Raw genomic sequence first — 13,678 nt, forward strand, 5'->3', positions numbered from 1 at the left:
GGGGGAGGGGCGGGTGTGTCGATTGAATTCCCTACTAAACCGATGTGTGTTGTAGGTCTCTTGCGCTGGATCTTGCCCGTCCAGTTGTCGCAGCATGCTCTGGGCGGCCGTTGCGGTCGGTCGCCGCGCCGGTCGAGCGCAGTGCCGCCGGTGGCACGTGGATCGAGGAGGTCGGCATGGCTGGGCGGTGTTGTCGGGGGCTCTGAGCGAAAGCCGTCCCCGCCCCTGCACCTGTGAGGAACCAGCATGTCGACCGACACTCAACTCGCGCCGCCGGCGCCGGCCCGGCCCAAGAAGTCCCGGAACTCCTGGCGGCGGCTGCTGGCCGACCGCTGGGCGGTCGCCGGCGCCGTCGTCGTCGCCTTCTTCCTCCTCGTCGCGGTGGCCGCACCGTTGCTCTGCGCCATCGCCGGCCAGGACCCTTACACCTACGACCTCGACGCCCTCACCGAGGCGGGAGCGCCGATCGGGTTCGGCGGCGGGATCAGCGCCGAGCACTGGTTCGGCGTCGAACCGATGACCGGCCGCGACCTGTTCGCGATCGTGGTCCACGGTGCGCGTACCTCCCTGCTGGTCGGCGTGGGCGCGACCGCCGTCTCGGTGTTCCTCGGTGTGCTCATCGGGCTCACCGCCGGCTTCTACGGCGGCTGGTACGACCGAGCCGTCTCCCGGGTCATCGACGTACTGCTCGGCTTCCCGTGGCTGATCTTCGTGATCGCGCTCGGCGCCATCGTCCCGACCAGCCTCCCGAAGCCACTGCTGCTCGTCGGAGTTCTGGCGATCTTCGGCTGGACCTCGATCGCCCGCATCGTCCGAAGCCAGACGCTGGTGTTGAAGCGACGCACCTTCGTGGTGGCCTCCGCCGCCGTCGGAGCCGGGCCGTGGCACCTGCTCACCCGGCAACTGCTGCCGAACCTCTCCGCCACGATCATCGTGTACGCCACGATCCAGATCCCGAGCATGATCGGCGCCGAGGCGGCGCTCTCCTTCCTCGGCGTCGGCGTGCCCCCACCGACCCCGGCCTGGGGACGGTCGATCGGTGACGCGGTCTCCTGGGTCCAGACCGACCCTATGTTCCTCGTCTTCCCGGGCGCGGCGCTCTTCCTGGTCACGCTCGCCTTCAACCTGTTCGGCGACGGCCTGCGGGACGCTTTCGACCCCAGAACGCGAGGTCTGAACCGGTGAGACTCGCCCGCCTGATCTCCGGACGACTGCTCAGCATGCTCATCACGCTGCTGGTGATCAGCCTGCTGACGTACGCCGTGTTCTACCTGTTGCCGTCGGACCCGGCGCAGCTCTCCTGCGGGCGGCCCTGCACGCCCGAGCGGCTGGCCGACGCGCGGGCGTTCATGGGCTTCGACAGGTCCTGGCTCCAGCAGTACCTCGGCTTCCTCGGCGGCATCGTCGCCGGCCGCACGTTCGGCTCGGGGGCCGCGGCCGTGCACTGCGCGGCACCCTGCTTCGGCTACTCGTTCCGGCTCAACGAGTCGGTCACCCAACTCATCGTCGACCGCATCCCGGTCACCTTCTCCATCGCGATCGGCGCCGCGGTGCTCTGGCTGATCATCGGTGTCGGCGCCGGCGTCCTCTCGGCCGTCCGCCGTGGCGGCGCGATCGACCGGACGGCGATGACCCTGTCGACGGTGGGGGTCTCCGCGCCCAGCTACCTGGTCGGACTTCTCGGCATCCTGCTGTTCGGTTTCACCCTCGACATGGTGCCGGTCACCGGATACGTGCCGCTGACCGAGAACCCGGTGCAGTGGCTGTGGCACCTCGTCCTGCCGTGGGTCGTCCTCGCCGTGCTCTCCGCGGCCGTGTACGCCCGGCTCACCCGGGGGCAGATGCTCGAGGTGCTGAGCGAGGACTACATCCGTACGGCCCGCGCGAAGGGTCTGCGGGAGTGGCGGGTGATCGGCCGGCACGGCCTGCGCAACGTCCTCATCCCGGTCGTCACCGTCTTCGGTCTCGATCTCGGCACCCTCCTCGGCGGCGCCGTCATCACCGAACGGGTCTTCAGCATGCCCGGGCTCGGCTCCCTCCTGCTCGACGCGGTCGGCAACATCGACCTTCCGCTCATCGTGGGGATCACCCTCTTCTCCGCGTTCCTGATCATCCTCGCCAACTTCCTGGTGGACCTCGTCTACGGCGTCCTGGATCCGCGAGCGGCGCGCTGAGCGCCGGACAACGAAAGGAAACACTCTGATGAAGAGACGTGGCGTCCTGGCGCTCGCGGCCGTACTCGCCCTGGCAGGGTGCAACGCGAACCCGGACGGGGCGACCGATTCCGGTGGGTCGACCACGGCCACGCAGAAGGGTGGCACGCTGACCATCCTCAGCGCGGCCAGCGACATCGTCTTCGACCCGGCGAAGAGCCAGAACCTGGCGATCACCACACTCGGACTTGTCCTGCGCCGGCTCACCACCTGGGACGTCCAGCCCGGCAAGCCGGCGCAGGTGGTGCCGGACCTGGCGACCGACACCGGCAAGACCAGCGACGGCGGCAAGACCTGGACCTTCACCCTGAAGGACGGCTTGAAGTACGCCGACGGTAACCCGATCACCACGGCGGACATCAAGTACGGGATCGAGCGCTCCTTCGCCCCCGAACTCTCCGGCGGTCTGGGCTACCACAAGAGCCTGCTGGTCGGTGGCGCCGAGTACAAGGGCCCGTACTCCGGGTCGGAGCTGGCGTCCATCGAGACACCGGACCCGCGCACCATCGTCTTCCACCTCGAGACGGCCTACGGGGACTGGCCCTGGATCGCCTCCATGCCCGCGTTCGCGCCGGTGCCGAAGGCGAAGGACGACCCGCGGAAGTACGCCCAGAACCCGGTCGCCTCCGGCCCCTACCAGGTCGCGTCGTACCAGCAGGGGGTCGCGGTGAAGCTCAGCCGCAACCCGAACTGGGACGCCACCACCGACTCGGTCCGCAGCGGCGGACCCGACGAGGTCGTCTTCCAACTCGGCCAGGACGAGACGGTCCAGGCGCAACGCCTCATCGCCGACTCGGGTGACGACCAGTCCGCGTTCGGCGCCGGCTTCGTACCCCCGGCCCAACTCGTCCAGGTCCAGCAGAACCCCGCCGCGAAGCAGCGACTGGTCACCTCGGACGCGGGCGCGCTCGCGTACCTCGCGATCAACACCCGGCGTGGGCCGCTGAAGGACGTCAAGGTCCGTCAGGCCATCCAGTACGCCGTGGACAAGCGGGCCTACCAGGTCGCCTCCGGCGGCGCGATCGGCGGCGAGCTCGCCACCACCCTGATCACGCCGGGCATCGCCGGTCGAGCCGACTACAACCTCTACCCGGCCGAACCGTCCGGGGACGTCGCCAAGGCCAAGCAGCTGCTCGCCGAGGCCGGCCAGGCCAACCTCTCCCTCACCCTGCTCTCCGAGAACGACCAGCAGAGCCTCGCCAAGTCGCAGGCGATCCAGCAGGGTCTGCAGCGCGCCGGCATCACCGTGACCATCAAGCCCGTCGACGAGACCGCCTGGACCGCCGAGATCAGCGGCGACCGCGGTGACTACGACCTGACCCTGGCCTCGTGGCAGCCGGACTTCCCGAGCGCGAACGGCAACATCCAGCCGCTCTTCGCGTCCAGCCAGATCGGTGGCGGCGGCTACAACAGCGCCCGCTACTCCCAGCCCGAGGTCGACAAGCTGATCGACCAGGCCACCGCCGAGACCGACCCGGCCAAGGCGCAGGCCCTGTGGGCGCAGGCGGACAAGCGCATCATGCAGGACGCGCCGGTGGTGCCCCTGGTCTACACGAGGAACTCGTTCCTGCACGGTTCGCTCGTGCAGAACTTCTTCGTGCCCTCGTTCCCGGCGTACCCCAACTACCTGAAGGTATCGCTGAAGCAGCGATGACGGTCTCCCACTCGGAGCCGTCCCTCGCGACGGCCACCCGGTCACCGCTGCTCGCGGTGACCGGGCTGGCCGTGGCGTTCGAGGTGGACGGCGAGACGCACCAGGCGGTCCACGAGGTCACCTTCGAGCTGCGGCGCGGGCAGGTGCTCGCCCTGGTCGGCGAGTCCGGGTCGGGCAAGAGCGTCACCGCGATGGCCGCGTTGGGTCTGCTTCCCGCCACCGCCCGGGTGAGCGGCAGCATCACCCTGGCCGGTGAGGAGCTGGTCGGCGCCGAACCCCGGCTGCTGCGGGAGGTGCGGGGCGGCCGGATCGGCACCATCTTCCAGGAGCCGACGACCGCGCTGAACCCGGTCTTCACCATCGGAGACCAGGTGGCGGAGGCCATCCGAACCCACCGGGAGGTGAGCCGCCGCGCCGCCGCCGCCCGGGTGCGGGAGCTACTGTCCGCGGTCGGCCTGAACGACCCCGAACGGGTGGCCCGCGCGCATCCGCACGAACTCTCCGGTGGCCAGCTCCAGCGGGCGATGATCGCCATGGCGATCAGCAGCGACCCGCTCCTGCTGATCGCCGACGAGCCGACCACCGCGCTGGACGTGACGGTCCAGGCGGGGATCCTCGACCTGCTGCGGGACCTGCGTGCCCGCCTCGATATGGCAGTCCTGCTGATCACCCACGACATGGGCGTGGTGGCCGACCTCGCCGACGACGTGGTGGTGCTGCGCGAAGGTTGCCTCGTCGAGAAGGCACCCGTGGCGCAGCTGTTCGCCGACCCGCGACACGAGTACACGCGGGCGCTGCTGCACGCGGTACCGCAGCTGCCGGAGCTGCGGCTGCCCGGGGCCGCGTCCGCCGAGCCGCGACAGCCGGAGCCGCCGGCGCGGCCACCGTCGCCCCACGCGGAGACGGCGACGATCGACGAACCGGCCGTGCGGGTACGCGACCTGGTCGTCGAGTACCCGGGACGCCGCCGCGACCGGCGGGTCCGCGCCGTGGACGGCGTCTCCCTGGACATAGCGCAGGGCGAGGTCGTGGCCCTGGTCGGCGAGTCCGGCTCCGGCAAGTCCACCATCGGGCGGGCGCTGGCAGGCCTGGTCCCGGTCACCGCCGGCACCGTGCAAGTGGTCGGGGTCGACGTGACCCGCGCCGCCGCGCGGGCGCTGCACGGACGGGAGTTGCGACGACTGCGAGCACGGATGGGCATCGTGTTCCAGGACCCGGCGTCGTCGCTGAACCCTCGGCGGACCATCGGCGCGAGCATCGCCGAGCCACTGTCGCTGCACACCGACCTGGCGGCGGACGCGCAGCGCGAACGGGTCGACGAGTTGCTGGAGGCGGTCGAGCTGCCGAGGCGCATGCGTGACCGCTATCCGTACGAGATGTCGGGCGGGCAGCGGCAACGGGTGGCCATCGCACGCGCCATCGCACTGGACCCGGCGCTGCTGATCGCCGACGAGCCGACCAGCGCGTTGGACGTGTCGGTGCAGGCGCGGATCCTGGAACTGTTCCGTTCGGTGCAGCAACGGTTCGGCTTCGCGTGCCTGTTCATCAGCCACGACCTGGCGGTGGTCGACCAGTTGGCCGACCGGGTGGCCGTGCTGCACAACGGCCGGATGGTCGAGCAGGGACCGGCCGCCACGGTGCTGCGGGCGCCGGAGCACCCGTACACGTCGCGGCTGCTGGCCTCGGCCCCGGTCGCCGACCCGGCGCGGCAGGCGCAGCGGCGCGCGGCGCGGCAGCGGCTCGCCGCCTGACGCCGCGACCGCTCGGCGACAGGCGGCGGTCCGAGGACCCCGCGACCCGGCCGGCGTCCGTCGGCGCAGACGCCAGCGGAGGAGGCACCCGGCCCGGATGCCTCCTCCGTTCGACCTGCTCACCCGCCGGACGGCGCCGGTGACGTGACGGCCGGCGTGGCGGCGATCACACGTCCTTGAGGCAGGTCATGTAGGCGTAACCGATCTGGCTGCCGAAGTCGATCAGGAGCCAGCCGTTGGCCCCGCTCACCCCGCAGGCGGTGTAGCGGTCCCCGAGGGCGTAGTAGTCCTGGACGCAGTTGTACTGGTAGCCCTTCTGCGCCGTGGTGATCAGAGGCGCGTCGATGAAGGGGTACGTCCGGATCGGCAGGTTGGCGGCGATCGACTCGATCCGCCCGGTCGCGCACGAGGTGGAGTAGCCCGCCGCCGGAGCTGCGGAGGGTCCGGCCGCCACGGTCGTCACGGAGGGAGCGGCAGCCGCCGGAGCCGCGGGCACAGCCAGTGCCAACCCCAGGCCGCTCAGCGCGAGCAGAGACGCCTTCTTGCCAGAGAACTTCATAGTCACTCCCCAGTTCGGCATGCCGATCATCAAACGATGATCATCGATGCTAGAGCCTAGCATGAAACTCTACAGTGGAGCGACGGCGGTGAGTGCCGGAGCGGCGCGACGTGACTGCGGCAGGACGCTCGGCAACCATCGCGGACCCTATTGCTGGACGAGCCGGAACGACTGGGCAGCGGTGCCGTTGCAGGCGTACTGCACCAGCTGGACGCTGTCGGCGGTGGAGCCACCGGGCACGTCGAGGCACTTGCCGCTGTGCCGGTTGACGAGCCGGTAGTAGCCACCGGTCTCCGGCACGGCCTGCCACTGCTGGTTGTTGCCGCCGCTGTAGGTCCAGAGCTGGATCGGCGCGTTGTCGGCGGTGGACACGTTCGTCACGTCGAGGACGCGGCTGCTGTTGTTGCGGTTGTTCAGCCGCACGTGGCCGCCACTGGTGGGCTGGAACTGGTACTGCTGGGCGAAGGTGGCGTTGCAGGCGTACTGCTGGACGGCCGTGCCGTTGGCGGTGCCGGCGGCGCGGGCGTCGACGCACTTGCCGCTGCCCTTGTTGACGACGCTGTACCAGGCCGTGGGGGAGATCGGGTCGGAGGGCGGGGGAGCGGTGGCGCCGCCGAGCCACAGCAGGCCGTCGATCAGGAAGCGGTTCTGCACCTCGCTGGCGAACGTCGACGACAGCGGCACGTCCCTGGCGTAGTCCATGGCGTTGTGGCCGAAGTTCGCGTAGAGCATCTTGTAGCTGGTGTTCGTCCAGATGATCGGGTAGTAGCCGCCGTACCAGGTCTGGTTCGGGTCGGTGCCGAGCGGGAAGCTGCTGGGGTCCACCGAGGCCAGGATGTCGATGTTCGGGTTGGTGCGCAGGTCGCGGCTCCAGCTGTACCACTCGCTCACCGACGAGGTGAAGGTCGCGGGCAGGCGGGACGTCGACGGGTGGCTGCCGTCCTCGACCCGCAGTACCGCCGTGGTCGGCCCCCAGGTGTTGGACTGGAACGCGCCGCTGCCGAGGAACTGGTTGTGGTACCAGTCCCACCCGCCCGGGTTGTCGGTCCACGCGGAGACGTGGAAGCCGAGCCATCCGCCGCCCCCGCGCATGTACTGCTCGAAGGCGGGGCGCTGGGCGGCCGGCGGCAGGTCGTCCAGGAAGATGACCACCTCGTACTGCGCGAGGTTGGCGGTGTTCAATCGGCTCCAGTCGTTGGTCGCCGTGTAGGAGAAGTTGTACTGCGCGGCGATCTGCGGGAACCACTGGTTGGCCTCGCGGACGAAGCTGATGTGTGCCGCGTCCCAGGTCCCGTTGTAGAAGGCGATCACGTCGAAGGTCGGGGCCGCGCTGCGCGCCGCGCCGTTGGCGGGCGGGGCGGAGACAATCACCAGCGCCAGGCAGAGCGCGAGTAGCTGGGCCACCGTTCGGCTCACGGAGCGGCGGGTGCGGGCGATCATGGCGCGTCCTCTCGTCGTCGTCGCGCTGTGGAGCGCCGGGGAAGCGGCTGCATCGATCGATGACACGCTATGTCCGAAGAACTCTCACGTCAATCTCGAACCTGAGCGAATCGGGCGGCTTGCGACTCGTCCGCCGGCGGCGTTCCGGTGGCCGCCGACAGTCCTGCCGCAGCGCTCCTGTCGGAAACGTGACGCGCGAGCCGGATCCGTCCGCCGGTGCGGACATCATCTTGGGCAACTGCCGCGCCACCCCATGCGAGGAGATCGATGCCCACGACCGTGCTGGGAGTCGTGATCTTCGTTGGCCTGCTCCTGCCGGGATACCTCTACGAACGGCGCCGCGAGCGGGACATCCCGCAACGGACGAGGTCACCGCTGCGCGAGACGATGTCGGTCCTCTTCGTCGGTGTGAGCGCCGACGTCGTCACCGGTCTGATCCTGGCGTTGGCGTGGTCGACCCTTCCCGTGCGGGCACCGGACCTGGCGGCGCTGCTGCGCACGCCGCGGGAGTACCTGATCGCCGGGCCGTGGCTCGTCGTCGGCTGGGCTGCCGCAGGACTGGCGTTCGCGTGCCTGTCGGCCTACCTCGTAGCGGCCCGGCCATGGCACCGGTGGCTGCGCCGGCGAACCCGCTTCGGCAAGCTGCTGCGGCACGCCGAGCCGCAGCAGTCGTCCTGGTGGTTGCTGCTGCGTGAGCACCCGGACCTACCGAAGTACGTCGGTTGCTATCTCGACGACGGGTCGTATGTCGCCGGGCGGCTGCACAGCTTCAGCCGCGTCTCCGACGAGACCGCCGACCGGGACCTGTCGCTCCGGCACGACCCGGAGCATCCTTTGGTCTACCGGCCGAAGGGCGCCGACCAGACGTACCCGTTGACGAACATCGGCGCGGTCGCGATCAGCGCCCGGCGGATCGTCCTGCTGACGGTCACCTACCGGGAAGCGCCGCCACCGGTGAGCACGGAGAGCGCGAAGTTTCCCGCCCAAGCGACCCCCACCGCACAGGAGTAGTCGTGGAACCTGCCCCCCATGGACGTCGTGGCCCTGCGGGCACCCCGGACGCGGACGCCGACTTCGCCCCCTTCGACGACTTCGACGATTTCCGCGGCGGACAACAGGTCGTCGACCCCGACGTGCTCCCACCGACGGCCGGCGAGCTGCCCGAGCCGGTACCCCGGCCAGCGGACGAGTAGCCGGGATGTCCACGCCCGGCGCGCTGATCCGATGGGCGCCGATGCTGCTCCTGGCCGGGGCGACCTGGCGGGCGGCCGGCTGGCTGCCCGTGATCCCGCTGGCCGCCAGCGTCGTCATCGGTCAACGACGGCCTACGAAGGCGACGGGGCGGCGAGTCGAGCTGTTCCTCGCCGCGGGGCTGCTGGGCGTCGCCCACCTGCTCGACACACCCTGGTGGGCTCTTCTCGCGGCGTTCGTGTACACAGTCGTACTGATCGCGGTCGCCGGCATGGGTGACGACCGGCTGCTCGTCTCGGCGCTGGTGGCCTTCGACAACCTGCGGTACGCGGAAGCGGTCGACGCGGGCGCGCACGCCGCGCAGGACAGCGAGCGACGCCGCCGGTACGTGGACGCGGCGATGGGCTGGATGGTCTGCGCGCGCGCCCAGAACATGCTCGGCAGGCCGACGCACGGAGCGGAGTCTGTGACGCGAGGCCTGGAGCTGCTGCGCAGGACTCGTGCGCCGGAGGCGGACGTGGTCGCCGTCCAGCTGCACTTCATCGAGGGGGAGCTCTGCGCGACCCGCAGCGATCTGACCGGCAGCACTCGGGCCTTCCGCACGGCCATCGAGGCCGCCACCCGGCTACACCGGCGAGTCGGCGGCTTCGGCATGAACCTGACGGCGGAGACCGACCACTACCGTGACCAGGCGGTGCTCTCCTTGGCGTGGCTCGACATGCTGCGGGGACGTCTCGCCGAGGCCGCCGCCGGCTGCGACTCCGTCCTCGAGGCTGCGGGGCAGCGGCAGGACCTGTCGGTCTTCATCGCGGCCGCCGCGACCCGGGCCGGGCTGCATCACGGCGTCGGTGAGCGGGAGGAGGCTCAGCACTGCGTCGACGCCGTGATGACGCTGGCGGGCGACGAGCGACATCGCGAGGTCATCCTCACCAAGACGCACCTGGCCCACCTCGTCAAGATCCTGGCGCTGACCGCCTTCGAGGTGGCCAGGATCCGAGCGGCGGACGGGGATTTCGACCTCCTGGTGCAGGAGCTGACGACGCTGCGGGAGTTGTCGGAAGCGGCCCACGCCGTGAACGTCGTACAGGCGACATCCACGCTGCTCGCCGATGTCGCATTGGTCCGCGACGACACCACCGAGGCGCTCCGGCAGATCGCGGTCGCTCTCCGCCAACCATTCACCGACCCGCTGGCGGACCTCCAGATGCGGCAGGTGCGCGCGGCGGCTCTCTGCGCGGACGGCCAAATCGATCGGGCCGTCTCCGCCGCGGACGAGATCGTCGCGCTGCTCCCGACCATCGGGGCACCCGAGGTGTCGGCCGACGTGTACGGGCTCGCCGCCGGCATCGCGGCGCGCAGCGGCCACCCGCCGACCGCGGTGACCCGGGTCCGGGCGGCGGTGCGGAACCTGCATCTGCTCAGTGGTCATGCCGGCCGGCTGGTGCAGCGCAGAGGGCTGCTAGCCAACAAGCAGAGCGCCTTCGCGAACCTGATGGAAACCCTGACGGCCAGCGCGGCGGCGGCCGAGGCGGGGCTCGCGGCCATCGAGGTCGCCGAGGCTCAGCGCGAGGACACGTTGGTGGGTGTGCTGTCCGCGACGAAGGCCGCGATGCCGGCGCAGCTGCGGGAGGTGGCCGACCGGGCCGACGAGGTGCGGCATACCCTGGCCCACGTCACCGAATCGGCGCAGGCGGGACGACTGGGCGAGATCGACGTCCTGACGCGCAAGCTCAAGGACGAACACGCGACGCTGACGAGACAGCTCACCCATCTGATCGGTGGCACCTTCGCCGAGATGTACGTGCCGACCCCGATCGCCGCCACCGATCTCCTCGACCGTTGCGGTCACGACGGCTTGCTGTCTGTCACGATCACCGACAGCGGCGCCAGCGGCCACGTGGGACACCTGGTCTGTCGGGTGCCAGGCGAGACGCCGCAAATCCAGGAGTTCCAGCTGGTCGGCGCCGCGGCGACCACGGTAGACCGGCTTCACAGCGGCTCCGCGACCGGCAGCGCGGAGTCCGCGAGGGCGTTCGGCGCCCTCTGGGGCGCGACGCGCCACGACCTCGCCGAGGCTCTGCTGCCCGAGCAGCTGCGGGAATGGCTCCGGACCGGTCCCGAGGACGCGCACGGCCGGCATCGGTTGATCATCTGTGCGGACGGGCCGCTCCGCACGATGCCCTTCTCCGCCCTTCCGCTCGCGGACGGCACCGCCGTGATCTCCAACGCCAGCGTCAACCGGCTTCCTCTTCTCCGCCTGATCGGCGGCCACCCGGCGGCACCCGCGCCGCGACCGGCGCTGCTGGGCTACTTCCATCCGCAGCTGACCGGGGCGCAGCGGGAGCGCCGGTTGCTGGAGCGAATGCACGATTCGGGCGAGGTCGACCTGACCGTCGCGGGCAGCCGGGACGAGCTGCTCGACCAACTCGCCACGGGCCGCCACGACGTGCTGGTCTTCGCCACGCACGGCCGAGGGCATGGCCTGGAGTTCGAGTTCCAGTTCCACGGCGAGCGCGGCATCTCATCCGCACGCCTGCTCACCGCTCGGACACCACGGACCGTCCTCGCCCCTGCCTGCTACTCCGGCGCCGACGCGGGCAGCGACGCCACCGGGATGATCGCGGCCTGTCTGGCGGCCGGTGCCACCCAGGTCCTGTCCGGGCTGTGGCGTCTACCGGACGGGCCGACCGGGCGGCTGATGAGTCACCTCTACCGGCACCTGCCCAGCGGAATCGCCCTACGGGACATCGCCGCGACCGCACCGGCCGCCGTCGGCGTCGACCCGACCAGGACCAACCCACTCGCCTGGGCGGGGCTCATGGTGACGGACACGACGATCGCCGCCGCCTGACCGCCGTGGGCCTCGCCCTGGAGGAGGTGTCCGCCGTGCCGGTCGTCGCCGAAGCCCGGGTTGCCTACTCCTGCCGAGGGGAGTAGGCAGAAGGTCCACATGCATCGATCTGCGGAGGTCACATGAGAGCTCGGGCCCTGTTCACCGCGACCATCGCGCTGACCACGCTGGCGGCGGGTGCCGCCGTTCCCGCCCAGGCGGCGAAGCCGGCCGAGCCACCGAAGGAACCAGTGGCCGTCGGCTACGGCGGCGCGGTCTCCACGGTGGACGAGACGGCGACGGCCGTCGGCCTGGACGTGCTGCGGCGCGGCGGCAACGCCGTCGACGCGGCGGTCGCGGCGGCGGCGACGCTCGGTGTCACCGAACCCTTCTCCGCCGGCGTCGGCGGTGGTGGCTTCTTCGTCTACTACGACGCGAAGTCCAAGCGGGTGCACACCATCGACGGCCGCGAGACGGCACCGGCGTCGATGACCGCGACCAGCCTCGTCAACCCGTCCACCGGAAAGCCGTACGAGTTCGACGAGGCCCGGATCAGCGGGCTGTCGGTCGGTGTTCCCGGCACGCTGCTCACCTGGCGCGACGCGCTCGACCGCTGGGGCACGCGATCGCTGTCGCAGATGCTCACCCCCGCGGCGCGGGTCGCCGAGGACGGTTTCACCGTCGACGAGACCTTCGCCAGCCAGATCGCCGCGAACCGGGCCGCGTTCGGCCAGTTCAGCTCGACCAGCGCGCTGTACCTGCCGGGCGGCCAGCCACCGGTGGTCGGCAGCACCTTCCGCAACCGGGACCTCGCCGACACGTACCGGCTGGTCGCCAAGCGCGGCACCGACGTGTTCTACCGGGGCGAGATCGGCCGCGACGTGGCCGCCACGGTGCAGCATCCGCCGGTGGCGACGCGGCCCATCGGGTCGTGGCCGTACCCGATCCGCCCGGCCGGCATGACCGCGGTGGACCTCGCCGACTACCGCACCCGCTTCCCCGCGCCGACGCGGTCGGACTACCGCGGCCTCGAGGTGTACGGCATGTCCACTCCCTCCAGCGGCGGCGTCGCCGTGGGGGAGGCGCTCAACATCCTCGAGCAGTACGACCTGCGGTCGATGTCGGCGGCCCAGGCGATGCACCACTACCTGGAGGCCAGCGCGCTCGCGTTCGCCGACCGTAATCGCTACGTCGGCGACTACAGCCGGCAGGACGTCCTGCGCGAACTGCTCACGGACGAGTACGCCAAGGAGCGCGCCTGCCAGATCGATGCCTCGGCGGCGCTGCCCAAGCCGGTCGCGCCCGGTGTCCCGGACGGCGCCTACGGTGGCTGCTCGGCCGCCGCGGTCGCCGACACCCGCGACGACCGCAAGAGCACCACGAACCTCACGGTCGCCGACCGGTGGGGCAATGTCGTGGAGTACACCCTGACGATCGAGGCGACCGGCGGCAGCGGAATGGTCGTACCCGGCCGAGGATTCCTGCTCAACAACGAGCTGACCGACTTCAACTTCGCGCCGACCCAGGGCACCGCGCCCGACCCGAACCTGCCGGGGCCGGGCAAGCGCCCGCGCAGCTCGATGTCGCCCACGATCGTGCTGGCCGACGGTCAGCCCTTCCTCGCAGTCGGTACGCCCGGCGGCGCGACGATCATCACCACCGTCCTGCAGATGCTGGTCAACCGGATCGACCTCGGCATGACCCTGCCGGAGGCGCTCGCTGCGCCGCGGGCGTCGCAGCGCAACGGCGCCAGCACCCAGGCCGAGCCGGACTTCATCGCCGCGTACGCCGGCAGTTTGCCGCCGGGGCACGTCTTCTCCCGAACGGCCGAGATCGGCTCCGCGACCGGCATCGAGTTCCTGAAGGGCGGCCGGCTGCTCGCCGCGGCCGAGCCGGTACGCCGTGGCGGGGGTGCGGCGGCCGTCGTCGGCCGCTGGCCGCGTAACTGACGCCGGGGCCCGCGGCGGCGGTGCGAACCGTCGCCGCGGGCCCTCGCGCGGCGCGGTCGTTCGGCTGCGCCGCGTCAATCGCGATGTCCAC

10 protein-coding genes are annotated in these 13,678 nt (G+C 70.9%); 8 read left to right on the forward strand and 2 right to left on the reverse strand.

Going from position 1 to position 13,678, the window contains the following annotated elements; translation table 11 throughout:
• The first annotated feature begins 246 nt into the window (after window positions 1-246).
• From BXA10_RS15045 to BXA10_RS15060, 4 genes are read left to right on the forward strand one after another with little or no spacing between them, the layout of a single operon-like run.
• Window positions 247-1,185: an ABC transporter permease gene (locus BXA10_RS15045; protein WP_076470967.1), complete on the forward strand. Its 939-nt coding sequence runs from the start codon at window positions 247-249 to the stop codon at window positions 1,183-1,185.
• Complete coding sequence (locus BXA10_RS15050; RefSeq protein ID WP_076470968.1) at window positions 1,182-2,174, forward strand: ABC transporter permease; 993 nt, start codon at window positions 1,182-1,184, stop codon at window positions 2,172-2,174. Before BXA10_RS15045 ends, BXA10_RS15050 begins: the two co-directional genes overlap by 4 nt.
• A 28-nt stretch (window positions 2,175-2,202) precedes the next feature.
• The gene (locus BXA10_RS15055) at window positions 2,203-3,867 is read left to right on the forward strand and encodes an ABC transporter substrate-binding protein (protein WP_076470969.1); all 1,665 of its coding nucleotides are present in this window, start codon (window positions 2,203-2,205) and stop codon (window positions 3,865-3,867) included.
• A complete protein-coding gene (locus tag BXA10_RS15060) occupies window positions 3,864-5,618 on the forward strand; it encodes a dipeptide ABC transporter ATP-binding protein (RefSeq protein WP_076470970.1) in 1,755 nt (584 codons plus the stop codon). The genes BXA10_RS15055 and BXA10_RS15060 overlap by 4 nt, the downstream gene beginning before the upstream one ends.
• A gap of 166 nt (window positions 5,619-5,784) precedes the next feature.
• Here the strand turns inward: BXA10_RS15060 and BXA10_RS31885 are convergent, their stop codons facing one another.
• Together BXA10_RS31885 and BXA10_RS15070 are read right to left on the reverse strand one after the other, a co-directional pair.
• Window positions 5,785-6,177, reverse strand: coding sequence for a hypothetical protein (locus tag BXA10_RS31885; protein WP_076470971.1), 393 nt, complete (start codon window positions 6,175-6,177; stop codon window positions 5,785-5,787).
• A 147-nt stretch (window positions 6,178-6,324) separates the two neighbouring features.
• Window positions 6,325-7,617, reverse strand: a complete 1,293-nt coding sequence (locus tag BXA10_RS15070; protein ID WP_084752816.1) for an RICIN domain-containing protein — start codon at window positions 7,615-7,617, stop codon at window positions 6,325-6,327.
• Window positions 7,618-7,884: 267 nt separating this feature from the next.
• On the opposite strand from BXA10_RS15070, the gene BXA10_RS15075 reads away from it, so the two are divergent.
• The 4 genes from BXA10_RS15075 to ggt all read left to right on the forward strand — a co-directional run bounded on the left by BXA10_RS15075 (window position 7,885) and on the right by ggt (window position 13,587).
• Window positions 7,885-8,628: a DUF6338 family protein gene (locus BXA10_RS15075; protein ID WP_076470972.1), complete on the forward strand. Its 744-nt coding sequence runs from the start codon at window positions 7,885-7,887 to the stop codon at window positions 8,626-8,628.
• A gap of 2 nt (window positions 8,629-8,630) precedes the next feature.
• A complete protein-coding gene (locus tag BXA10_RS15080; RefSeq protein ID WP_076470973.1) occupies window positions 8,631-8,810 on the forward strand; it encodes a hypothetical protein in 180 nt (59 codons plus the stop codon).
• 5 nt (window positions 8,811-8,815) lie between these two features.
• Window positions 8,816-11,659 carry a CHAT domain-containing protein gene (locus tag BXA10_RS15085; RefSeq protein ID WP_076470974.1) on the forward strand — a complete coding sequence of 948 codons (2,844 nt, stop codon included), beginning with the start codon at window positions 8,816-8,818 and terminating at the stop codon, window positions 11,657-11,659.
• A 122-nt stretch (window positions 11,660-11,781) separates the two neighbouring features.
• Entirely contained in the window at window positions 11,782-13,587 is a 1,806-nt protein-coding gene (gene ggt / locus BXA10_RS15090) for a gamma-glutamyltransferase (protein ID WP_084752821.1), read from the forward strand.
• Window positions 13,588-13,678: the final 91 nt, after the last annotated feature.

Origin of the sequence: Micromonospora avicenniae (assembly GCF_900156065.1) — a bacterium.
GTDB lineage: Bacteria > Actinomycetota > Actinomycetes > Mycobacteriales > Micromonosporaceae > Micromonospora > Micromonospora avicenniae.